21 protein-coding genes and 1 tRNA gene are annotated in these 21,241 nt (G+C 69.9%); 9 read left to right on the top strand and 13 right to left on the bottom strand.

Going from position 1 to position 21,241, the window contains the following annotated elements; translation table 11 throughout:
- Positions 1-5: 5 nt before the first annotated feature.
- Entirely contained in the window at positions 6-1,103 is a 1,098-nt protein-coding gene (locus AB0N02_RS29095) for a glycerophosphodiester phosphodiesterase (RefSeq protein WP_363952890.1), read from the top strand.
- Positions 1,104-1,182: 79 nt separating this feature from the next.
- Here AB0N02_RS29095 and AB0N02_RS29090 read toward each other — a convergent pair whose 3' ends face one another.
- Both AB0N02_RS29090 and AB0N02_RS29085 read right to left on the bottom strand, forming a co-directional pair.
- Positions 1,183-1,725 carry a cysteine dioxygenase family protein gene (locus tag AB0N02_RS29090; protein WP_363952889.1) on the bottom strand — a complete coding sequence of 181 codons (543 nt, stop codon included), beginning with the start codon at positions 1,723-1,725 and terminating at the stop codon, positions 1,183-1,185.
- A 64-nt stretch (positions 1,726-1,789) separates the two neighbouring features.
- Complete coding sequence (locus AB0N02_RS29085; protein ID WP_363952887.1) at positions 1,790-2,698, bottom strand: amidohydrolase; 909 nt, start codon at positions 2,696-2,698, stop codon at positions 1,790-1,792.
- Positions 2,699-2,890: 192 nt separating this feature from the next.
- Between AB0N02_RS29085 and AB0N02_RS29080 the strand changes: the two genes are divergently transcribed.
- Positions 2,891-3,880: a LacI family DNA-binding transcriptional regulator gene (locus tag AB0N02_RS29080; RefSeq protein WP_363952885.1), complete on the top strand. Its 990-nt coding sequence runs from the start codon at positions 2,891-2,893 to the stop codon at positions 3,878-3,880.
- 243 nt (positions 3,881-4,123) lie between these two features.
- On the opposite strand, the gene AB0N02_RS29075 is transcribed toward AB0N02_RS29080, so the two are convergent.
- A complete protein-coding gene (locus AB0N02_RS29075) occupies positions 4,124-5,494 on the bottom strand; it encodes a carbohydrate-binding protein (RefSeq protein ID WP_363952883.1) in 1,371 nt (456 codons plus the stop codon).
- 290 nt (positions 5,495-5,784) lie between these two features.
- Positions 5,785-6,153 carry a phage holin family protein gene (locus tag AB0N02_RS29070; protein ID WP_363952881.1) on the bottom strand — a complete coding sequence of 123 codons (369 nt, stop codon included), beginning with the start codon at positions 6,151-6,153 and terminating at the stop codon, positions 5,785-5,787.
- A gap of 353 nt (positions 6,154-6,506) precedes the next feature.
- Between AB0N02_RS29070 and AB0N02_RS29065 the strand changes: the two genes are divergently transcribed.
- From AB0N02_RS29065 to AB0N02_RS29050, 4 genes are all read left to right on the top strand, one after another.
- Complete coding sequence (locus AB0N02_RS29065) at positions 6,507-7,583, top strand: NADP-dependent oxidoreductase (RefSeq protein WP_363952879.1); 1,077 nt, start codon at positions 6,507-6,509, stop codon at positions 7,581-7,583.
- Between the two features lie 74 nt (positions 7,584-7,657).
- Positions 7,658-7,942, top strand: coding sequence for a hypothetical protein (locus AB0N02_RS29060; RefSeq protein ID WP_363952920.1), 285 nt, complete (start codon positions 7,658-7,660; stop codon positions 7,940-7,942).
- Between the two features lie 187 nt (positions 7,943-8,129).
- Complete coding sequence (locus AB0N02_RS29055) at positions 8,130-8,528, top strand: OsmC family protein (protein ID WP_363952877.1); 399 nt, start codon at positions 8,130-8,132, stop codon at positions 8,526-8,528.
- Between the two features lie 430 nt (positions 8,529-8,958).
- A tRNA-Lys gene (locus tag AB0N02_RS29050) sits at positions 8,959-9,032 on the top strand.
- 149 nt (positions 9,033-9,181) lie between these two features.
- Here the strand turns inward: AB0N02_RS29050 and AB0N02_RS29045 are convergent.
- The 6 genes from AB0N02_RS29045 to AB0N02_RS29020 form a co-directional block, all read right to left on the bottom strand.
- Positions 9,182-9,655, bottom strand: a complete 474-nt coding sequence (locus tag AB0N02_RS29045; protein ID WP_363952875.1) for an ABA4-like family protein — start codon at positions 9,653-9,655, stop codon at positions 9,182-9,184.
- Positions 9,652-10,620 carry a hypothetical protein gene (locus AB0N02_RS29040; RefSeq protein ID WP_363952873.1) on the bottom strand — a complete coding sequence of 323 codons (969 nt, stop codon included), beginning with the start codon at positions 10,618-10,620 and terminating at the stop codon, positions 9,652-9,654. The genes AB0N02_RS29045 and AB0N02_RS29040 overlap by 4 nt, the downstream gene beginning before the upstream one ends.
- Positions 10,621-10,673: 53 nt before the next feature.
- Positions 10,674-11,360 carry a response regulator transcription factor gene (locus AB0N02_RS29035; protein WP_363952871.1) on the bottom strand — a complete coding sequence of 229 codons (687 nt, stop codon included), beginning with the start codon at positions 11,358-11,360 and terminating at the stop codon, positions 10,674-10,676.
- Positions 11,279-12,418: a histidine kinase gene (locus tag AB0N02_RS29030; protein ID WP_363952869.1), complete on the bottom strand. Its 1,140-nt coding sequence runs from the start codon at positions 12,416-12,418 to the stop codon at positions 11,279-11,281. The genes AB0N02_RS29035 and AB0N02_RS29030 overlap by 82 nt, the downstream gene beginning before the upstream one ends.
- A 368-nt stretch (positions 12,419-12,786) precedes the next feature.
- Positions 12,787-13,815, bottom strand: coding sequence for an aldo/keto reductase (locus tag AB0N02_RS29025; RefSeq protein WP_363952867.1), 1,029 nt, complete (start codon positions 13,813-13,815; stop codon positions 12,787-12,789).
- Between the two features lie 3 nt (positions 13,816-13,818).
- Entirely contained in the window at positions 13,819-15,978 is a 2,160-nt protein-coding gene (locus AB0N02_RS29020; protein WP_363952865.1) for an MMPL family transporter, read from the bottom strand.
- Between the two features lie 120 nt (positions 15,979-16,098).
- Here AB0N02_RS29020 and AB0N02_RS29015 point away from each other — a divergent pair, with 120 nt between their 5' ends.
- Both AB0N02_RS29015 and AB0N02_RS29010 read left to right on the top strand, forming a co-directional pair.
- On the top strand, positions 16,099-17,520 hold the full coding sequence (locus tag AB0N02_RS29015) for a DHA2 family efflux MFS transporter permease subunit (protein ID WP_363952863.1): 1,422 nt from the start codon (positions 16,099-16,101) through the stop codon (positions 17,518-17,520).
- Between the two features lie 93 nt (positions 17,521-17,613).
- The gene (locus AB0N02_RS29010) at positions 17,614-18,249 is read left to right on the top strand and encodes a MerR family transcriptional regulator (RefSeq protein ID WP_363952861.1); all 636 of its coding nucleotides are present in this window, start codon (positions 17,614-17,616) and stop codon (positions 18,247-18,249) included.
- A 64-nt stretch (positions 18,250-18,313) separates the two neighbouring features.
- Here AB0N02_RS29010 and AB0N02_RS29005 read toward each other — a convergent pair whose 3' ends face one another.
- Genes AB0N02_RS29005 through AB0N02_RS28995 form a run of 3 tightly spaced genes read right to left on the bottom strand, consistent with a single transcriptional unit; the run spans position 18,314 to position 20,209 of the window.
- The gene (locus tag AB0N02_RS29005) at positions 18,314-19,336 is read right to left on the bottom strand and encodes a lactonase family protein (protein ID WP_363952859.1); all 1,023 of its coding nucleotides are present in this window, start codon (positions 19,334-19,336) and stop codon (positions 18,314-18,316) included.
- A 53-nt stretch (positions 19,337-19,389) separates the two neighbouring features.
- Complete coding sequence (locus tag AB0N02_RS29000) at positions 19,390-19,812, bottom strand: MaoC/PaaZ C-terminal domain-containing protein (protein WP_363952857.1); 423 nt, start codon at positions 19,810-19,812, stop codon at positions 19,390-19,392.
- Complete coding sequence (locus AB0N02_RS28995; RefSeq protein ID WP_363952855.1) at positions 19,805-20,209, bottom strand: MaoC family dehydratase N-terminal domain-containing protein; 405 nt, start codon at positions 20,207-20,209, stop codon at positions 19,805-19,807. The genes AB0N02_RS29000 and AB0N02_RS28995 overlap by 8 nt, the downstream gene beginning before the upstream one ends.
- Positions 20,210-20,425: 216 nt before the next feature.
- On the opposite strand from AB0N02_RS28995, the gene AB0N02_RS28990 reads away from it, so the two are divergent.
- Positions 20,426-21,184, top strand: coding sequence for an AfsR/SARP family transcriptional regulator (locus tag AB0N02_RS28990; RefSeq protein ID WP_363952853.1), 759 nt, complete (start codon positions 20,426-20,428; stop codon positions 21,182-21,184).
- Positions 21,185-21,241 lie beyond the last annotated feature (57 nt).

Below are 21,241 nucleotides of genomic sequence, written 5' to 3'. Positions count from 1 at the left end.
TGCACATGATCCGTAGGCTTTCCGCCGTGGCGCTGGCCGTTCTCGTGAGCGGCACCGTCGCGGTCGTGCTGCAGCAACCCCAGCCCGCGACGGCCGACAACCGAGGCCGCGAGCCCATCGTCATCGGCCACCGGGGCGCCAGCGCCTACCGGCCGGAACACACCCTGCTCTCCTACGAGACCGCGATCGCGCTCGGCGCCGACTACATCGAGCCCGACCTGGTCTCCACCAAGGACCACGTGCTGGTCGCCCGGCACGAGAACGAGATCTCCGGCACCACCGACGTGGAGAACCACCCGGAGTTCACGGCCCGCCGTACCACCAAGACCGTCGACGGGCGGCCCGTCACCGGCTGGTTCACCGAGGACTTCACCCTCGCGGAGCTGAAGACGCTCAGGGCCGAGGAGCGCATCCCCGACCTGCGCCCGGAGAACACCGTCTTCAACGGGCTCGCCCAGATCCCGACCTTCGAGGAGGTCGTCCAGCTCGCGCAGAAGCACGGGGTCGGCGTCTATCCCGAGACCAAGCACCCCGGCTACTTCGACTCCATCGGGCTCTCCCTGGAGGAGCCGCTGCTGGAGGTACTCGCCAGGTACGGCTGGCGCGGGCGGCGCGACCCGGTCTTCATCCAGTCGTTCGAGACCGCCAACCTGCGCGACCTCAGGAAGAAGACCCGGCTTCCGCTGATCCAGCTGATCAACGCGACCGGCGCGCCGTACGACTGGACGGCGGCCGGGGATCCGCGCACCTACGACACCATGGTCACCCCCGCGGGGCTGCGTGAGGTGGCGGGCTACGCCGACGGCGTCGGCGTGGACACCCGGCGGATCGTCCCCGTCGACGCGCAGGGCCGCACCCAGCAGCCGACCCCTCTCGTCCAGGACGCCCACCGGGCCGGGCTGCAGGTCCACACCTGGACCGTCCGGCCCGAGAACTCCCAGCTCCCGGCGGACTTCCGGCTCGGCGACCCGGCCAACCCCGCCTTCCCGCGTGCCACCGGCGACGTGGCCGGCTGGCTGGAGAAGCTCTACGGCCTGGGGCTGGACGGCGTCTTCGCCGACGACCCGGGCACGGCCAGGGCCGTCAGGGAACGCCTTCGCTAGCCGGGGACCGGAGCCTCCCGCGGGAGACGCGCGGCCGTCGGCGGCCACCCCCGCCAGGGTGACCGCCGGCGGCCCGTCCCTACACGACGGCGACCTCGCCGACCCGGGCCGCCTCGTCGAGGTCGTCCAGGCCGTCCAGGGGCCTCAGCTCGTCGGCGTAGCTGACCGAGACGCGGCGCATCACACCGCCGTCGCTGATCGAGTACTGGCCGAGACGCCACAGCGGCGGCGAGTAGGCGTGGATCGAGACGCTGCCGTCGACGGCGCCGGTCAGCCGGTGGATGTGGTCGGGACCGAAGGAGAACGACTCGCCCGCGGAGACCGCGGTCTCCACGTGTTCGCCGCCGATGCGCGGGTTGCACTCCAGCAGGGTCCCGCTCACCACCCGGACCGCGCCCGAGGAGATGTCGTGGTCGTGCCAGCCGGTGTCGTCCTCGGGACGCCAGCACAGCAGCCAGACGTCGACGTAGGCGTCCCGGTAGAGAGAGGCGTAGTGGCGGCCCCCCTCCTCGGGGAAGTCCACCTGGTCCTCCCAGCGTGACGGGTCGGCGGCCAGCTCGTCGACCAGGTCACGCAGCTCGCGCCGGTCGAGGGTGCGGGCGGGCAGGGTCTCGTAGGTCATCGCCGGCCTCCCCGGAGCGCGCCGCGTTCGCGGCAGCGCTCGCTGCCCTGGGACTTGTCCACGTTCACGTGCGCGACTCCTTCCGGTTCAGCAGACGACTGGGATTGATGACCGCGATGGCGTGCCGGGCGGCGTCGCCGAGCGCGGGGTCCGGTGCGGTGGCGTAGGGCTGGTCGGAACCGTTGACCACGACGTCGACGCCGAGTTCGCGGATGATCGCGTCGATGGCGCGCGGGCCGTAGGAGGAGGTCTCCAGGAACATCTCCGGGTCCACCAGGCCCCGGCTCTCCCCGCCCCGGTTGATCAGCCGTTCGGAGTGGAGCGGGGCCAGCCCCGCCAGCAGCGCGAAGCAGACCCGTAGCCGGGGGTGGCGCGGGCGGCCGAAGGCGGCGAAGGCGAACCAGGAGGCGTGCATCTGCTGGACGTACGGCACGACCGCCGGCCACCAGCCGGGTCCCCCGGTTCCCCCGGTCCCCTCGGGACCGGTCGCCGGGCCCGGGTGCACGAAGAGCGGCAGGTCGTGTTCGGTGAGCACGTCGAGCAGCGGCGCGACCCGCGCCAGGCCCGCCTCGTCCCACACGGCCGTCGCGGGCAGCTGGAGCCCGGCGAATCCCCGGTCGAGGTCCTTGGCGAGTCTGGCGGGGTCGATGTCGCCGAGGCAGGTCGCCGCCCAGGCGCCGAACGGGGCGGGCAGGCCGAGGGCGTCGTCGTGGTAGGCGTCGATGATCGGCCAGGCGTCCTCGGGCGGGAGTGCCTCGATGCCGAGCGGGCTGGACAGCGAGACCAGCGCCAGCTCCAGATCCTCGTCGCGCGCCAGGCGCCCGGCCGGGTCGTGGTCGGCGGGGTCGACCTCGTAGGCGGGCTCACCGTCCAGGTGCAGGGTCCAGCCGTCCAGGCGGGGCGGAGCCGTACGGCTCCGCAGCGCGTCCACGAACGCGGGCGTCCACAGGTGCTGGTGCACGTCGACGGACATTTCCCCCCTCCCTTTCGAGGTATTCCCTACCTAGAATATAGGTAACGGCTCTGACCTTACTACGTCCTGGAGTGACGCGGTTCAGTGAACCGTTTCAGTGAACCGCTTCACCCTATGGGAGTCAATGTCACAAACCATCCTGATCCGGTGGAGAGCCCGTCTGGGACGGAGGTTGAGGCATAGGGTGGACAGGTGCCCCAGCCACGGAAACGAGCGACGATACGCGAGGTGGCGAAGGCCACCGGTCTCTCCCCGGCTTCGGTTTCGTATGCCCTGCGAGGCATGCAGGTGTCCGAGGAGACCATCGAGCGGGTGCGGCGCGTGGCCGCGGAGCTCGGCTACGAGGCGGACCCGATCGCCCGTGCGCTCGCCAGCGGCAGGACCGGGACGATCGGCCTGCTCTGTGACTCGCTGGAGGACCTCTGGCAGCAGGCGCTGGCCGTCGGCATCGGCCGGGCGCTCAAGGACAACGACCGTTACGCGCTGATCCTGGACGCCGCCGGTGACCCCGTCCGGGAGCGGACCCTGGCCAGGCAGCTGCGTGACCAGCGGGTCGACGGCCTGATCGTGCAGCCGGTCGATCCCGCGGCGGCGCTGTGGGCCGAGCTGTGCGAGAGCCTGCCGGTGGTGTCGATCGGCGACTCGCTGGCCGGGGCGCGCACGGCGGGGGAGGTCGTGTTCGACAACCGCACCGGTGTCACCATGGCGCTCGAACACCTGCGGAACCGGGGGCACCGGCGCATCGCCGTCCTCACCCCCACCCGGGCCAGCACCACCGACCGTCCCGCGGACGTGCACGTGCTCGCCGAGGCGGGGCGGCTCGGCCTGGACATCGAGGTGGTCACCGCGCCCCAGGCGCTCACGGCCGCCACGGGCGTCGCCGACGCGATGCTCGCCGGTGGGCACCGGGTGTTCTTCTGCTTCGCCGACTCGATCGCCTACGGGGTCTACGCGGCCTGTGCCGAGCGCGGCCTGGCGATCCCCTCGGACGTGTCCGTGATGGGCTACGACGACCACCCCATGTCCGGCCTGCTCACCCCGGGACTGACCACGGTCGACTGGGACATCGACGGCATCGTCCGCGCGGCGGTCCGTACGATCGTGGCCGCCGCCGACGGCGGCGCCGGCCGGCGCCGCATCGTCCAGGCGCCCCAGCTGCGGGAGCGCGGTTCGGTCGGCTGACCTCAGCACGGGGGTTCGGCCGACCTCACCGCGGAGGTCCGGCGACGGGACGGGCCCGGCACCGGGCGGTTGTCGCTCGATACCGGGCCCGCGGGGACCGGATGGCCCGGGTAGGGGCCGGTTCCTCGTTTTATCTGTTTCTCGCGTTCCGGGTGAGACGCCTTCCTGGTGACGCGCTTTCTGGGTGATGCGCTGTCAGGGAATCCGTGTGACCCTGCTCCGGCCCGGAGGCCGTCGCTCCGGTCAGACGCGCTGCCAGAGCGCGGGGACGTTCGGCGGCTCCCAGCCCGGCTGCGCGGTGTGGGCCTGGAGGCACCGGTAGGTCGAGCCGCCGTAGGTCACCGTCGCGCCCGAGGTGTAGGCGGTGCCGGCGGCCCAGGTGCCGCCCGGCTGCTGCGTCGTGGTCGTGGTCGGGGTGGGGGTCGGGTTCCCGCCGCCGCTGGTGACCAGGGTGAGGCCGTACGCCTGCAGGATCGGGTTGACCGGCTGGAAGTAGGTCGTACCGCCGGAGGAGCAGTTGCCGGTGCCGCCGGAGGTGACGCCCTGGGCCTGGTCGCCGGAGATGAACGAGCCGCCGGAGTCACCGGGCTCGGCGCAGACGTTGGTGCGGGTGACACCGCTGACGGTGCCCTCCTGGTAGGTCACGCTGCTGTTGAGCTGCTGGACGGTGCCGCAGTGCCAGCCGGTGGTCGAGCCGGAGCGGCAGACCGAGGAGCCGACCTGGGCCACGGTCGAGCCGTTCACCGGGATCGTGGCACCGTTCTGGACGACGACGCCGCGCGGGGTCCAGTTGGAGTTGGTCGCGACGTAGGAGTAGTCGTTGCCCGGGAAGACCGATCCCTGGAAGGTGCCCTGCGCGACCCGGTTCGAGCCGCTGGTCGAGGAACCGGTCGTGCCGCAGTGCCCGGCGGAGACGAAGCCGCCCTGGCCGCCGCGGGTGATGGAGAAGCCGATCGAGCAGCGGCTGCCGCTGCCGATGTAGTAGGCGTCGCCGCCGCGCAGGTCGTAGAACGTCCTGGGCAGCTCGTCGGTCTTCTCGACCTTGACGAGGGACTTGTCGGCGCCGCTGGCGTCCACGAACGCCTGTCCCGCGGCCACGTCGGTGGCCTGCACGACGATGCCGTTGGTGCGCACGTCGACGAACCAGGAGGCGACCGACTTGGGCGCGACGCCGCTCGCGCGCTGGTCGAGGCGGGCCTTGGCCGCGTTGAGGGCGGACAGCGGGTGCTTGACCAGCTTGGCCTGGGCTCCGGTCTTGAGGATGGTGGCGAGCTGCTTGGAGTCGCTCGTCGCCACGACCAGTTCGGAGGTGGGGCCGGTGACCCAGGCGCCGCCGTAGGCCACGCCGAGCTGCTTGGCGACGGTGGGCTCCACCTTGCTCGCCGCGTTCTCGTTGACCAGGCGGGCAGAGGCCTGCTCGCCGGTGATGCCGAGGTCGCGGGTGAGCGCGGAGACCAGCTCGGGAGCGGGCTTGACGACGGCGGCCGCGTCGGCCTTGGCCTGGGGATAGAGGGGGTCGGCGGAGGCGCCGGTGTTCGCGAAGGCGATGGCCGGGGCCGCGGCCAGAGTGAGAGCGAGCGTGAGACCTGCTGTCACGGCATTGCTGCGGAGCATGTGATCTCCTCGTGTCGGGGGGTGCCGTCAACGTAACGGCACGGACACAAGGAGCGGCTCTCTCAGAACGTCCCTATCGTGGTGCTATGAGTATGTCGCCGCCAGGACTTGGCATTCGGCGACACGATCGGGGGCTTCCACCCCGGTGACCTGCCTCGGTGGGGGGAAAATCGCCGTCATGAGGCCGTGAAACGGTCGCGGGACGACCATGGCACCGTCTGATGGTCGTCGGGGCACCGCCGCCCGGCCGGCGGCCGTCATGAGAAGTCTCGGACGGCCGCCGCCGGGTGTCAGTCACCGAGGACCAGGTCGAGCAGCCAGCTCACCAGACCGACGAGGATCGCGCCCCAGAACGCGGCCCAGAAGCCGTCGACGTGGAACGGCAGGTGGAGCTGGGCGGCGATCCAGCTCGTGAGCAACAGCAGGCCCGCGTTCACCACCAGGGCGAACAGGCCCAGTGTGAGCACGTAGAAGGCACAGCCGAGGACCTTGATGATCGGCTTGAGCACCGCGTTGACGATGCCGAAGACGAGCGCGACCGCGATCAGCACGCCGATTCTGTTCGTGGTGCTCGCCGCGGAGACCGTGATGCCCTCCACGAGCTGGGTGGCCGCCCACAGGGCGGCCGCCACAGCCAGGATTTTGATGATGATTCTCACGTTCCGGCATCCTCGCATGGGAGATCGATGGGCGGTAGATCCGTACCGGCGGCAGCGGATATACCTGGACACTAGACAGTTCCGCGCCGTTCGTGGCGCCTGTCGCGCGTAGATGTGGGGCTTCTCGCGGCCGGGCGATGATCGTCACGGGGAGGGTTCGGCGTCTTCCCAGGTGGGCCGGGTCGCCCGGCCGTGGCGCCGGTGAACCGGGCAGGAGGGGCCGAGGACGCGCCGCGCCCGCGCCGCAGGGGAAGGAAGATCGCCGGACGGCGACCGTGTTCTGGGCGATGATGGACAGGGGAGCCGGGAGGACGGCCCTCCGGGGGAACACGACCGTCGAGGGGATCCGCACCATGTCCGAGACCACACCCGACAACACGTCCGGCGGTACGTCCGGCGGCCCGGGATCCGGGGGCCGTACGGTCGTTTCGAGGGAGTTCCGGCTCGCCTCCCGGCCCTCCGGGTGGCCGACGCCGGAGAACTTCGAGTTCGCGCGGACGGAGCTGCCCGCTCCGGGCGAGGGTCAGATCCTCGTCCGCAACCTCTTCATGAGCGTCGATCCGTACATGCGGGGACGGATGAACGACGTCAAGTCCTACACCCCGCCGTTCGAGCTCGGCCGCCCCCTCGACGGCGGCGCGGTCGGCGAGGTCGTCGAGTCGCGCGCGCCCGGCTTCGCGCCCGGCGACTTCGTCCTGCACTCCTACGGCTGGCGCGACCACGCCCTTCTCGGCCCGGGGCAGGGCCGCCGCGTCGAGGAGATCCCCGGCATCCCGCTGTCGGCCTATCTCGGGGTGCTCGGCATGCCCGGACTCACCGCCTACGTCGGCCTGCTCGACATCGCCGGCCTCAAGGAGGGCGACGTGGTCTTCGTCTCCGGCGCGGCCGGGGCGGTGGGCAGCCTGGCCGGGCAGATCGCCAGGCTGAAGGGCGCCTCCCGGGTCGTGGGCAGCGCGGGCACGGACGAGAAGGTCGCCTATCTGACCGGAAAGCTCGGCTTCCACGCCGCCTTCAACTACCGCAGGGGTCCGGTCGCCGACCTGCTCGCCCAGGCGGCCCCGGACGGGATCGACGTCTACTTCGACAACGTCGGCGGCGACCACCTGGAGGCGGCGCTCGGGGCGTTCAGGCCGTACGGCAGGACCGCGATGTGCGGCGCGATCTCCGCCTACAACGCGACCGAGCCGCCCGAGGGCCCGCGCAACCTCTTCCTGGCGGTCGGCAAGCGGCTCACCCTGCGCGGTTTCATCGTGAGCGACCACTTCGACCGCTTGGGCGCCGCGACCGCCGAGGTCGCCGGCTGGCTGCGCGAGGGCAGGATCACCTTCGAGGAGACGGTGGTCGACGGCCTGGAGAACGCCCCGGCCGCCTTCATCGACATGCTGCGCGGCGCCAACACCGGCAAGATGATCGTCCGCCTGGGCGGCTGACACGCGTGCCCGGCCGCTCGGGCGGGCGAACATGCATGATCGCGGTTCTACGGGGGCAGAAGGGGCGTGAGGAGGTGGGGCAGTTGGAAACGGACCAGCTTGAGGCGCTGTCGGCCCAGGAACTACATGATCGTTCGGTCCGCTACGCCGTGCGCCACGGGGACTTCGCCTTCCTGTGGGAGCTGCTCAAAGTGATCCCGGCCGCCGAGGCGTCCACCGGGAACGAGGACGAGACGGCCAATGACCTGAGCCGTGTCTCGGCCCTGCTCAGCGATGCGATGGCCTCGGGAGAGGGACAGCTCGGCGACGCGCTCCGGCCGTTCTACATCGAATACCTGTCGAAACACCCCGACGCCTAGGGCCTGTTCTGTGGAACTTCGCCGTGACCGCAGTGGGCGAAAAGATCCACAGGACAGGCCCTGGGTTCCGCTCGTGGATCTTCGCCGCCGTGACGCGGTGGACGAGGAGATCCACGAGCGGGCCCGGGGCCGCTGCCCGCCCTGATCGCTTGGGTAGGCTGAGCGGCAGAGACGGGAGAGGGGTGTCATGGCGCTGGTGAACGTCGAGCGGACCGACGACGGGTTCGTGGCGCGCAACGACCGAGGGGCCGAGGTCGCCATGGGCGGCGGTGACGAGCAGGGGGTGTTCACCCCGGTCGAGCTGCTCCTGGCGGCCCTCGGCGGCTGCAACATCGTCACCGTGGAGCCCCTCACCGCCAAGCGCGGTCACCGGCTGGTCCGCCTGGCGATGACCGTCCAGGCGGAGAAGATCGAGCCGACGCTGCTCGGCCCGATCACCGTCACCTACGACGTGGAGCTCCCCGAGGGTGACGAGAAGGCCGACGAGGTCTTCCGCGCGGTGGCCCGGCGGGTCGAGGAGAAATACTGCACGGTGAGCCGGGCGCTGCGGGAGAAGACCGAGGTGAGGCTGGAGCTTCCCGAGTGACCCGTCGTGCCTCCCCGGCGGATCGGTCACGCCGCCGGGCGGAGGCTCGGAGGGCCTTGCCGGTGATACCGGGTCATCTCCGGCTGTAGGCCCAAAATCAACCCTGGGATGACGTGCTTGTTACGTTCGCTTCTGTACTGTTGAAGCAGGTCAAGGGGTTCTGCGAAGCCCGGGGGGAGCATAGCAGGGACTTTTCACCGGATACAGGACGCGAGGGGGATCGCGTCCCGGAGCGGATCTCCGGAGTCTTGGGGGAGGCGACGGAAGGGTCCGCGAAGAGGCCGGGGCCGGACAGTTGGGGGACTGTCCGGCCCCGAGTCTTTTCTCCAGCCTTTTCTACGGGTCCTCCGCAGGGAGTCTCCGCGGGACGCGGCCCCGGTTTCCGATGTGCGTCGCCGTCCCGGCGACTGCTAGAGTTATCCCATCGCAGGCGCCGCTAGCTCAGTTGGTTAGAGCAGCTGACTCTTAATCAGCGGGTCCGGGGTTCGAGTCCCTGGCGGCGCACCGAGCAAGAGCCCAGACCGTTCCGGTCTGGGCTCTTTCTGTTCCGGGTCACCGTGACCGCCGTCCGGCGCGGCCCGGCTGTGTCCGAGGGGGTGCCGGGGCCCGGCGTCGCCGGGTTCGCCGGGTTCGCCGGGACCGGACGGTCCGTCTCATCCCGCCTTGGACGTCACGGGTGGGCGCCTCTCGCCGGCGGCGTCCGGAGCCGGACGTCCCACGGCGTAGCGGATCACCAGGTAGACCATCAGCCCGATGGGGGACAGCAGGATCGTCAGCAGCAGGACGGGCCCCATCAGCAGGGGGTGGACCCGGCGCTCGCGGGAGTCGAGATACATCCAGCGGCCGACGAACAGGTCGAAGGCGATCACGTGCGCCCACAGGATGGCCGCGCCCGCCCGCTGACCGAAGAACGCGGTGATCAGGTCCAGGTCGGTCGTGCTGACCACCGCCCAGAGCGCGGAGAAGCGCGGGACGACCAGCACGAGGTAGACCGCCAGCGGCGGCAGGACGATCAGGGGCGAGGAACTGATCCGGTGCGTGACCGACCAGGTCGGGGCAATGATCATCAGTGCCCAGAACGGGACGACCAGCGGGAAGGTGACGTCGAAGAGCGTGTCGACCGTCATGACACGCCTTCGGTGACGGCCGGGCCGCGCAGCGGCAGGCGCCGGCCGAACGCGATGACCAGTCCCGCGGCGATCACCGTGGCGCCGAGCAGGCCGCCCAGCGCGCTCAGGGTGAGCGAGTCGGGATAGATCAGCGGTTGCGCCCGGCGGGCCTGCCAGGTCAGCAGCACGACGAGCCCGGCGTAGCCCAGCCCGGCCACCCACACCAGACCGAGCTTGACCCGCTCGTCGCGCAGCGCGGGAACGCGCCTGGCGAGCGCGGCCAGCAGGAGCGCGAACAGCGGGATCGCCTGCAGGCCGTGCAGTCCCACGGCGTGCGGGGCGCGCATGTCGCCTCCCGTGGTGCTCCACCCGGTGATCGGCATGCCGGGGCCGCCGTCGGCGACGCCGACGCTGTGCGCGCCCCCGGCCGGACTTCCGCTGGCCGCGGCCTCGGCGCGCCCGCTGCCCCCCACCATGTAGTAGGCCACCATCATGCCCATCACGCAGATCAGGAGCCCGAAGCGCAGCGCGGCCGTGGTGACCCGGTCGCCGCCCCGCTGGCTCAGCGCCAGCACGGCGACGATCATGGTGATGACCGCCAGCAGCGTCACGAGCGTCCCCATGATGCCGAAGATGGCGGCGTCCTGGGGGGTGCTGACGTTGAAGTGGCTGTGCCTGCCCCGGGCGGCCTGAAAGGTGATCAGGCCGACCCCGATCGTGCTGAGCGAGGCGATCACGGTCCCCACCTTCCGGGCCAGGTCCGGCGTCCGGCGCAGCATCGGGAGAAGCCAGGCCAGGGTCAGACCGTAGATCATGAAGGAGAGGGAGAACTTGAGCGGTTTGAGCCAGACGGACGAGCCGTCGAGCATGCGCTCGTCGAGGGCCATTCCGGCCAGGCACAGTACGGCCAGGCAGGCCAGCGCGGCGCTGAACAGGACCAGCGGACGGTGCCAGCCCAGCACGGCACGGAGAGTTCGCGTCACGGCGTCTCCCATGAAATAGATAGTCAGGTATCGATAGTACAACGATCCATTATCTACTTCGTGCTGGCAAGGGGAGGCTGCCCCTGGGGCGGGCGGATCAGCGGGTAACTCGGCGCGGCCACGACGGCCTTGTTGACCGCGTCGATCCGGGAGACCGCCGACAGCTTGCCGAAGATGTTGCGCAGGTGCCGCTTGACGGTCCCCTCGGTGATCGCCAGCTGGACGGCGATCTGCCGGTTGCTGAGAGCGTTGGCCACCAGTGCCAGAACCTCCTGCTCGCGCTCGGTGAGAACCCCCTGGGAAGCGGGGCGTGGGGGCGGGGCGATCGCCTGCGAGACCAGGACCGTGACCCCGTGACAGCCCGCGTGGACACTGCGGATGGCCAGGAGCAACTCCTGGCTGCGGATGGCCTTGTGCAGGTAGCCGTGGGCCCCCGCGCCGAGCAGGTCCTGCACGAGCTGAGGGTCGTCGTGCATGCTCAGGATGATCACCTTGGGCGGCGGTGAGATCTCCAGGAGCCGGGGCAGGGTGTGCGCCGGATGATGGTTCGGCATCTCCACGTCGAGCAGCACGATGTCCGGCTTGGTGCGGGCGGCGAGCGACAGCACGGCGGGCCCGTCCGAGGCGTCTCCCACGACGTGGAAGTCGTCCTCGGCCCTCAGCACCTGGCAGAGGGCGTCTCGGAACAGGGTGTGATCGTCGGCGACGACGATCCGGATACGATCGTTTGATTCCGGCATGACAACGCTCCTGGAAGCGGGACCCAGATCCGGAGCCGCGTGCCGGCGGACAGGCGGCTGGCGAGGTGGAACACCCCGTGGAGTAGCTCGATGCGTTCCCTCATGGAGGAGAGTCCGGCGCTGTTCTCCTTTCCGGCGAGAATGAGCCCGGTGCCGTCGTCGTCGACGGTCGCGAGGAGGTCTCCCGAGACGATGTCGACGCGGGTGACCACGTTCTTGGCCTTCGAGTGCGCGAAGGCGTTGCGCATGCCCTCGCGGATCACCGCGAAGATCTCGCTCTTGTAGTGCTCGGGCAGCAGCCGCTCGTCTCCGTGGACGGCGATGTCCACGGTGGTGTCCGGCGGGGCGGCGGTGTGGGCGAACTCCTTCAGGGCCACCTCGAGGGGAGGCTCTGGAACGCGCCAGCGCAGCCCGGAGACCAGTCTCCGGGCACCCTCCGAGATCTCGAAGAGCGCGCGGCGGATGTTCCTGATCTCCACTTCCGTGCCGCCGGTGGGCCGCTGGTTGTTCTCGAGCAGGTCGAGGTGGAGGAGCGCCATGCTGACGCTGCTGCCGACCCAGTCGTGGATCTCGCGTGCCAGGCGGTGGCGATCGTCGAGCTGCGTCTCGTGGATGCGGTCGAGCGCCATGATGTCCTGCTTGGCCGACAGGACGTGGGAGAGCGCGAGAATGCCCCTGTTGAGCGTCGTCAGGAACGCCTTCTGCAACTCCGCCTCGTCGGGGTGGCCGTGCACGATCGCGGGCAGGTGGTCGCAGACCGCGTCGAACAGCTCCGACCAGCCGAGCGCGGCATCCAGCGGGTCGAGATGACCGGTGGCGTGCGCGGGCAGGTCGGCGAACTGCGGGTGTCCCCGCCTTCCGGCCGGCCGCAGGCTCTCGGCGCACTCGGCGAGTATGAGCTGGGCCTGCAGCCGGGATTCCTCCCAGGTTTCGGAGGTTCTGACCAGCGGGCTGGCCAGTGCCCGAAGCCGACTTTCGTAGGCTTCAAGTATTGCTGAACTGTTTAACGTGAATCGTTGGTGAGGTGTTAGAAGTGCGCCGATACTGGTCCCTTGCATGTCATCCCCGTGCATTTCAATGGACGAACTTCGAGCTTGATCGGACCGCTTCGCTATGGCTGGTCTGGTTGGCGGTGAAGTAAGCGAACCATGGAATGCATCGCCGGTTATGTTCCCCCGAACGCCAGCGCAGCAGGTCCCACTCTCATCATTATCTAGGCAAGGCGTATCCGGTGCAACGTTAGTGACACCCTAAAAACAAATGATCAACTGTATTTGGACTCTCACTGTTCGTGTCGACAACCTGTGTGGCCGCCCGCAAAACATATAGGAGGGCTCATATTTTAAATGCGGACGGCCGTCCGGGCTGCGATGCCGTGTGTTCGGGGAGTATTCCACCGCTCCCCGCTCATTAGTTTAATGAATTTTCAACGACGCCGTCTGGCCTGGTCCTCCAGGGCCGGATGCCGCCAGCCCGCGTCGTGCGGATTCAGCGTGACGCCCGGCGGCACGATGTGGTCGATCTCGTCGAGCACCCCCGCCTCCAGCTTCACCGAGGCGGCGCTCAGCTGACTCTCCAGATGATCCGACGTGCGGGGACCGATGATCACAGAGGTGACCGCGGGGTGCTGGAGCACGAAGGCGAGCGAGAGCTCGATCAGCGTGATCCCCGTCTGCTCGGCGAGGTTGGCGAGCGCCTCGACCGCCTCCAGCTTGCGCTGGTTCTCGACCAGGGCCATGTCGTACCGCTCGGGCAGCACGAAACTGCGGATGGTGAACGGCAGTTCCCTGCCCTTGCGGTAGGTCCCGCTCAGCCAGCCCCCGGCCAGCGGGCTCCAGGTGATCACCCCGGTCCCGTACTTCTCGCACACCGGCAGCACGTCCGCCTCGACACCGCGCACCAGCACCGAGTACGGCGCCTGCTCGCAGACGAAGCGCTCCCGGGCGCGCACCTGCGACGTCCAGTGGGCCTCGACGAGCAGGTGGGCAGGGAAGGTCGAGGTGCCGAAGTAGCGGATCTTCCCGGCCCGCACCAGGTCGGTGAGCGCGCCGAGGGTCTCGTCGATGTCGGTGACGAGGTCGGGACGGTGGATCTGGTAGAGGTCGATCCAGTCGGTGCCGAGCCGGCGCAGGCTGTTCTCGACCTCCTGGAAGATCCACCGCCGGGAGTTGCCGCGCGAGTTCGGGTCCTCGCCCATGGGCATGTGGCACTTGGTGGCGAGCACGACCCTGTCCCGCACGCCCATGCCCGCCAGGGCCTTGCCGATGATCTCCTCGGACTCGCCCGCCGAGTAGTTGTCGGAGGTGTCGACGAAGTTGACCCCGGCGTCGAGCGCCTGGCCGATGACCTTGGCGGAGTCCTCGTGGTCGGAGTTGCCCCAGGCGCCGAACATCATGCCGCCCAGGCAGATCTTGCTCACCTTCAGGCCGGTACGGCCGAGCACGCGATATTCCATCGGTCACACTCCTGCTGGTTTGGGGGTCATGTCGATGTCGCCGGCGCCGCTCGTCTCGCGCACGCCGTACCTGTTCCACAGCCGCTTGAGCGGAGCCGGGGCCCACCAGGCGGACGCGCCGAGCAGACGCATGGTCGCGGGCACGAGCAGCCCGCGCACGATCGTCACGTCCACCACGACCGCGATGATCAGGCCGACACCGGCCATCTTCATGAAGGTGATGCCGGAGATCACGAAGCCGCCGACCACGACGACCAGCAGCAGGGCGGCGCTGGTGATGATCCGCGCCGTGTGCTGGACGCCCACGGCGATCGACTCGACCGGGTCGCCGGTCCGCTCCATCTCCTCGCGGATCCGCGACAGCAGGAAGACCTCGTAGTCCATCGCCAGACCGAAGGCGATGGCCACGATCAGGACGGGGAAGTTGACGTCGATCGCGCCGACCGGCACGAAGTTCAGCAACCCGGAGAGCCAGCCGTCCTGGAAGATCAGTTTGATGGCGCCGAACGAGGCCGACAGCGACAGCAGGTTCAGCAGCACCGACTTCAGCGGCAGCACCACGGAGCCGAAGGCCAGGAACAGCACCACGAACGAGACCACCGCGACGAACAGCGCCATCCACGGCATCCGCGAGGTGACCATGTCGACGATGTCGACGCGCGAGGCGGGCATGCCGGTGAACGACGCCTTGGTGCCCGGCGGGGCCGGGACCGCGCGCACCTGCTCGACCATCCGGCGGGCCTCCCGCGACATCGCGTCGCTGGAGTAGCCGAGGGAGAGCCGGGCCTGGTCGCCGGAGGTACCGGTGACCCGGACGCTGTCGACTCCGGGGACCGCGTCCAGCCTGCGGGCGTAGGCGTCCAGGGCGGCGGCGTCCGCCTTGCCCTCGACGACGGAGGTCACCAGCTTGGCGGGGTCGTGCGAGAAGTCGGCGGCCAGCCTCTGGGTCACCAGGCGGGCGTCCGCCTGGGCGGGCAGCACCCAGTCGCCGGGCCGGGCCCAGTTGACGCCGAGGAAGGGCAGGCCCAGGCCGACCAGCACCACGACGATGACGGCGGTGACGGCCAGCGGGCGCCGCATGACGGCGTGCGCGAGACGGTACCAGCGGCCCTCGGTGATCGGGGCGGTCAGGTTCCGGCCCTGGCGCTCCCTGCGGGAGTTGACCCGGGGGCCGGCGTAGCGGAGCACGGCTGGCAGCACGGTGAGCGTGGCCAGCACCGCCAGCAGCGTGACGCCCGCGCCCGCGTAGCCCATCGAGAGCAGGAACCGGGAGGGGAAGACCGTCAGTCCGGCGAAGGACATGGCGACGATCAGGCCGGAGAAGGCGATGGTGCGGCCCGCGGTGACCATGGTGCGCCGTACGGCCTCGTCGACCGAGTGGCCGGCGCGCATCTCCTCGCGGAACCGGTTGACCATGAGCAGCGCGTAGTCGATGGCCAGGCCGAGCCCCAGGATGCTGATCACCTGGATCGCGAACGTCGAGATGTCGGTGAAGAGGGTGACGAAGCGCAGCACCGCGAACGAGCCGAACGCCGCGCTGAAGCCGATGAGCAGCGGCAGCGCCGCCGCGACGAGGCTGCGGAAGATGAACACCAGCAGGATCAGCAGGAGCGGGATGGACAGAGCCTCGGCGAACAGCAGGTCGCGCAGCGTCTGCCGGTTCACCTGGTCGGTCATCGAGGTCAGCCCGCCGTAGCGGACCGTCAGGCCGCTCACCTTGAGCTTGTCCTGGATCGCGCGCAGTTGCAGCACGCGCTGCTGGTCGACGCTCGCGTTGAGCTGGATCGTGACGTAGGTGGCGTGCTTGTCCTTGGAGACGAAGTCCGGTGACTTGGTCGTCCAGTAGGACTCCAGGCGCACGATGTTGTCGCGGGGCACCGCCGCCAGAGCGCTCTGGAGGGGGCCCGCGAAGGCGGGGTCGTCGACGGTCTTGTCCGGGCTCTCGTAGAGAGCGACGATGTCGTTCGCGTAGCGGCCGAGGGGGCCCGCGACGATCTCGTCCGCGTGCACCGACTCGCTTCCCGGGTCGTCGAAGCCCGCGCCGCCGCCGAGCCTGCTCAGTACGCCCGACCCCCAGCCGCCGGCCACGACCGTGAAGAGCAACGTGCCGATGACGACCCATAGTCGGCGTCTCGCGGCGAACCTGCCAAGCGCGGAGAACATCATTCCCCTCCCGATGGGCGCCAGTGGATAGTGGATATCACTACTATCGATAAAAACCCGATAGTGATAATATCTACTATCCGTATGAGTCTTCGCAAGGTCCTTGAATGGAGGCGTCTTGTGAATGTGCGAGGCGGCGGCCTGCCCACGTTCCTGATCACCGGGGTTGCGGCCTTCATGGCGTCGATGGACAACCTCGTCGTCACCACCGCGTTGCCAACTATTCGTGACCGGTTCAGTGCGTCCCTGGAGAGCCTCGAGTGGACGGTGAACGCCTACACACTGACCTACGCGATCTTCCTGCTCACCGCCGCGATCCTCGGTGACCGCTTCGGCCGGCGCAGGGTCTTCGTCGGCGGGGTGGCCCTGTTCACCGTCGCCTCGGCGGCCGCGGCCCTGGCCACCTCCGCGGGGTTCCTCGTCCTGGCCCGTGCGGTCCAGGGCGTCGGGGCCTCGGTCATCTTCCCGCTGGCGCTGACCCTCGTGGTCCAGTCCGTCGCTCAGGAGCGCAGGGGCATGGCGATCGCCGGGCTCAGCGGCATGAGCGGGCTGGCCATCGCCATCGGCCCGTGGATCGGCGGCGCCATCGTCGAGCTCGGCGACTGGCACTGGGTCTTCTGGATCAACGTCCCCATCGGGCTGATCCTGGTGCCCCTGGCCTTCCGCTTCCTGCGGGAGAGCCACGGCCCCTACAGCCGCCTCGACGTCCGGGGCACCGCCCTGGTCACGCTCGGGCTCCTGGGCGTCGTCTACGGCATGGTGCGCAGCACCTCACTCGGCTGGGGGAACCTTCAGGTGATCGCCCCCGTCGTGGCCGGGGCCGCGCTGCTGGTGTGGTTCGTGTTCTGGGAGCGTACGGTCGCCAACCCGGTGGTCCCGCCCCGACTGTTCCGCAGCCGCGGGTTCACCCTCTCCAACCTGGTCGCGCTGCTCGTCCAGGGCGGCATGTTCGGCGCGGTCTTCCTGCTGACCCAGTTCCTGCAGCACGTGCTGAACTTCTCGCCGGCCGGCGCGGGGCTGCGCACGCTGCCGTGGACCATGATGCCGGTGCTCGTCGCCCCGCTCGCGGGCATGTTCGGCGAGCGGCTCGGCGTCAGGCGGCTCATGGTCGCGGGCGCGCTCCTGCAGGGCGGCGCGCTGGCCTGGTTCGCGCTGACCGTCTCCCCGACGGTCTCCTACCTCGTGCTGCTGCCCGCGATGGTGGTCGCGGGGCTGGGCATGGGCCTGTTCTTCGCGCTCAGCGCCCGCCAGACGCTCGACTTCGTCTCCGTGGCCGAGGAGGGCGTGGCCTCCGGGGTCAACAGCTCGATGCGGCAGGTCGGCGTGGTCATGGGCATCGCCGTACTGTCGGGGCTGTTCGCCGCCACCGGCGGCTACGCGGACTCCGAGGCCTTCGTGGCCGGCCTGCGGCCCGCGCTGTGGGCGGGCACGGTCATCCTCGCCCTCGGCGCCGTCGCGGCCCTGCTGACGCCCTCCCGGCCCCCGGCCCTCGTGGTGCCGGTCAGGGAGGCGCAGTCGCTCAGGACGGTTGAAAGTGGATAGCGGAAGGCTCGCTGTCTATCCTGAATCGACTCGTGTCACATAGGGCCGTTCCCCCTGATCACAGGGGGCGTTTCGCAAGGGAGGAGGACAGGTATGCGAATCGCGGAGCTGAGCCGTCGCAGCGGGGTGCCGATCCCGACGATCAAGTACTACATGCGGGAAGGGCTGCTGCCGCCAGGGGAGCGGACCAGCCCCAACCAGGCTCAGTACGAGGAGAGCCACCTGCGCAGGCTGAAGCTGGCCAGAGCGCTCGTCGAGGTCGGCGGGCTGAGCATCGCCGCGGCCCGTGACGTCCTCCTCCTCATGGACTCGCAGATGAACGGCCTCAGCGCGCTCGGCAAGGCGCAGTACGCCCTGACCACCCGGCGCGAGCACGTCGAGGACGAGGCGTGGGCCGAGGCGAACCGCCAGGTGGCCGAACTCCTCGCCAAGCGCGGCTGGCAGGTCGGGCCGCGCAACCCGGCCCGGCAGACCCTGGCCGAGGCGCTGGCCACCATGCACCGCCTGCGGCAGGACGACTACTTCTCGCTGCTCGACGAGTACGCCGACACGGTCGGGCGGCTGGCGGGGCTGGAGATCGAGACGATCATGAGAAGGCCCGACCTCGACAGCATGGCCGAGGCCGTGGTGATCTGGACCGCGATCGGCGACGCCGTGGTCTCCTCGATCCGGCGCATCGCGCAGGAGGCGGAGACCACGCGGCTGTTCGGCAACTACATGGAGGATTGACGAGGCGCCCCGGAGACCGACGGTCTCCGGGGCGCCTCTGTGCGCGGACGCGCGGTTCGCGGGATCAGCCGAGCAGCACGCAGGCGGCGCCCGGGATCTCGACCGAGGCGCCGGTCGGTGAGAGCAGGCCGGTCTCCGCGTCGACGGCGAACGTGACCAGCGTCCCCGCCGTCTGGTTGGCGAGATACAGCAGCGTGCCGGAGGGGTCCAGGACGAGGTCCCACGGCATCGTGCTGAGCGCCTCCTCGGAGAGCCTGAGCGTGCCGACCGGTTCGAGGTGCGCGCCGTCCTTGCGCACCTGGAGCACGGTGAGGCTCTCGTGGCCGCGGTTGCCGACGTGGGCGAACCGGCCGTCCGCCGACAGAGTGATCCCCGAGGGGGCGTTCCAGCCGTCGGCGCCCTCGGGGAGGGTGGGGGCGGTGCCCAGCGTCCACAGGGTCCCGGTCGACGGGTCGTAGCCGCAGACCGTGACCGACGAGACCAGCTCGTTGATCACGTAGAGGTGCCGGCCGTCCGGGTGGAAGACCAGCTGCCTCGGCCCGGTGCCCGCGCCGAGGTGGACCTGGCTGTGCGGGACCAGCCGGCCCTCGTCGAGGCGGTAGACGTAGACCTGGTCGTTGCCCTTGTCCGGCACGAGCACGCGTGTGCCCGTGGGGTCGGGGACCGTCATGTGCGGGTGCGGGCCGAGCTGGCTCAGCGTGTCGGGGCCGGAGCCGAGGTGCTTGACCGACTGCGTCACCGGGCCGAGGCTCTCGTCCGGGTTGACCGGGAAGACGACGACCTCCCCGGAGTCGTGGTTCGTCGCGTAGAGGTGGCCGCCGTGGACGAGAACGTGAATCGTGCCCGCGCCCTCGGCGGACTGGTCGTTCAGCGGGGTCAGCGAGCCGTCGTCCCCGACGCTCAGCGCGAACACCCGTCCCTCGGGGGCGTTGCTCGCGACGTACAGGGTCCGGCCCGACGGTGAGAACGCCAGGTGGAACGGGTTGACGATGTCGGTGAAGGTGCCCGAGACCGCGCCCGCCTCGACGACGGTGACGCCCCGCGCGGGGACCTCGGTCCAGGAGTAGGCGCCCACGAAGGTCCGCATCGTGTAGGTCCTCTCAGTTGGTCTGCTGGTTTGCGTGAACGGATCCGGACGGATCAGGCGAGCGCGACGACGGCGCGGGGGCGGGCCAGTACCTTCTCGCCGCCGCAGCGGACGGTCAGGTCGACCCGCACGCGCGAGCCGTCCAGCTTCTCCGCGACCACGCCGTCCACGACGAGTTCGACGCCCGCCTCGTCGTCCGGCACGACGACGGGCCTGGCGAATCGGCCGCCGCACTCCAGCACGGCCTCCCGCCCGGCCCACTCGGTGACCAGCCGCATGGCGACGCCCAGGGTGAGCATGCCGTGCGCGATGGTCGTGGGCAGCCCGGCCTCGGCGGCCGCGCGCTCGCTCCAGTGGATGGGGTTGAAGTCGCCGGACGCGCCGGCGTAGCGCACCAGGTCGCCCCGGCGGATCACATGGGTCAGCCGGGGCAGCTTGGTCCCCGGCGCGATCTCGTCATAACGCGGTTCAGTCATCGCTCTGCGCAATCAGTGTGGAGGTGGTCGTGCACACGTGCTCGCCCGCGACCGTGTGCAGGGCACTGTTGAGGGTGACGACGTCGGTGTCCCCGACGCGGCCGACCTCGGCGACGGTGACCGTCACGGTCAGCTCGTCGCCGTCCCGGATGGGACGCCGGTGGTCGAACCGCTGGTCGCGGTGGAGCAGCCGCGTCATGTCGAGTCCCAGCTCGGGGTCGCTGACGACCGCCACCTCGGCGCGCAGCGTGAGCGCGATGGCGAACGTCGGGGGAGCGGTCCGCTCGTCGCTCGTGTCGCCGATCGCCTCGGCGAACTCGCGGATCTTCTCGCGGCCGATCCGGTAGGGGGCGGTGGCCGGGTAGACCCGGCCGGCGAAGGCCGGATTCAGCGGCACCTCGACCTCCTCGGTGTGAGGGTGGTTGCGTGGAAGGGGAAGGGAGACGAAAATCACGCGGCCCGGCCGGAGGCGCCGATGCGCGGCCGACGTGCTCCTGCTGGGTGGGCCATGTCTCTTAAGTGACATCCCATGTGTCTTTAGCGCAGTACCACTACTTGCTATGACATATGCAGACTCTCCTCCGTCAGGTCATTTCCCTGGGGGGGAGAGAACATGATCAACTTCAGCGTGCTGGGTTCTTTCGAGCTACGGTCCGACCAGGGGGTCTGGGTTCCGAGGGGACCGAAGGTCCGTCAGCTCCTCGCCCTGCTCCTGCTGCGGCCCAATCAGGTGGTCGACATCGACATGCTGGCGGAGGAGCTGTGGGACGGGGCGCCGCCGAAGACGGTGGTCGCGACGATCCGCACCCACGTGTACCACCTGCGCCAGATGATGGCCAAGGAGAGCGGGAAGCCGGAGATCGCCGACCTGCTGGTCACCGAGACGACCGGCTACCAGCTCCGGGTGACGGAGGAGCAGGTGGACGTCCGGCACTTCCAGCGGCTGGTCGCCGACGGCCGTTCCGCGCTCGTCCGCGGCCACACGGACGAGGCCGCACGGCACCTGCGGGAGGCGCTCGGCCTGTGGCGCGGCGCGCCGCTGACCAACGTGCAGCTCGGCCCCGTCCTCTCCCGGCACGTGGCGCACCTGGAGGAGACGCGGATCAGGGCGATGGAGATGTGGGTCGAGGCGGACATGAGCCTCGGCCTGCACCGAGAGCTCATCCCCGACCTGCGCGGGCTGGTCGCCACCAACCTGCTCAACGAGTGGTTCCATGCCCGGCTCATCGAGGCACTGCACCTGTCGGGCCGCAGGGGCGAGGCCCTGCTCGCCTTTCGCGACCTGCGCAAGGTCCTCCACGAGGAGCTCGGGCTGGAGCCGTCCGCCGAGCTGCAGCGGCTCCACCACGAGATCCTGGCCACCGCGAGGTGACCGTGAGTTCCGTGAGTTGACGAGACCCCGCCTCCTTCCGGACGCCCTTGCCGGAAG

It is taken from the genome of Streptosporangium sp. NPDC051022, from assembly GCF_040683035.1.
GTDB lineage: Bacteria > Actinomycetota > Actinomycetes > Streptosporangiales > Streptosporangiaceae > Streptosporangium.
The sequence above is the reverse complement of the archived record's forward strand: the minus strand, read 5'-3'. Positions and strand labels throughout refer to the sequence as shown.

What these genes read in the sequence shown, in the direction of transcription:
- AB0N02_RS29095 (WP_363952890.1), top strand. Translation starts at nt 6, where the DNA reads ATGATCCGTAGGCTTTCCGCCGTGGCGCTGGCCGTTCTCGTGAGCGGC.
- AB0N02_RS29090 (WP_363952889.1), bottom strand. Translation starts at nt 1,725, where the DNA reads ATGACCTACGAGACCCTGCCCGCCCGCACCCTCGACCGGCGCGAGCTG.
- AB0N02_RS29085 (WP_363952887.1), bottom strand. Translation starts at nt 2,698, where the DNA reads ATGTCCGTCGACGTGCACCAGCACCTGTGGACGCCCGCGTTCGTGGAC.
- AB0N02_RS29075 (WP_363952883.1), bottom strand. Translation starts at nt 5,494, where the DNA reads ATGCTCCGCAGCAATGCCGTGACAGCAGGTCTCACGCTCGCTCTCACT.
- AB0N02_RS29065 (WP_363952879.1), top strand. Translation starts at nt 6,507, where the DNA reads ATGTCCGAGACCACACCCGACAACACGTCCGGCGGTACGTCCGGCGGC.
- AB0N02_RS29055 (WP_363952877.1), top strand. Translation starts at nt 8,130, where the DNA reads ATGGCGCTGGTGAACGTCGAGCGGACCGACGACGGGTTCGTGGCGCGC.
- AB0N02_RS29045 (WP_363952875.1), bottom strand. Translation starts at nt 9,655, where the DNA reads ATGACGGTCGACACGCTCTTCGACGTCACCTTCCCGCTGGTCGTCCCG.
- AB0N02_RS29035 (WP_363952871.1), bottom strand. Translation starts at nt 11,360, where the DNA reads ATGCCGGAATCAAACGATCGTATCCGGATCGTCGTCGCCGACGATCAC.
- AB0N02_RS29030 (WP_363952869.1), bottom strand. Translation starts at nt 12,418, where the DNA reads ATGCAAGGGACCAGTATCGGCGCACTTCTAACACCTCACCAACGATTC.
- AB0N02_RS29025 (WP_363952867.1), bottom strand. Translation starts at nt 13,815, where the DNA reads ATGGAATATCGCGTGCTCGGCCGTACCGGCCTGAAGGTGAGCAAGATC.
- AB0N02_RS29020 (WP_363952865.1), bottom strand. Translation starts at nt 15,978, where the DNA reads ATGTTCTCCGCGCTTGGCAGGTTCGCCGCGAGACGCCGACTATGGGTC.
- AB0N02_RS29010 (WP_363952861.1), top strand. Translation starts at nt 17,614, where the DNA reads ATGCGAATCGCGGAGCTGAGCCGTCGCAGCGGGGTGCCGATCCCGACG.
- AB0N02_RS29005 (WP_363952859.1), bottom strand. Translation starts at nt 19,336, where the DNA reads ATGCGGACCTTCGTGGGCGCCTACTCCTGGACCGAGGTCCCCGCGCGG.
- AB0N02_RS29000 (WP_363952857.1), bottom strand. Translation starts at nt 19,812, where the DNA reads ATGACTGAACCGCGTTATGACGAGATCGCGCCGGGGACCAAGCTGCCC.
- AB0N02_RS28990 (WP_363952853.1), top strand. Translation starts at nt 20,426, where the DNA reads ATGATCAACTTCAGCGTGCTGGGTTCTTTCGAGCTACGGTCCGACCAG.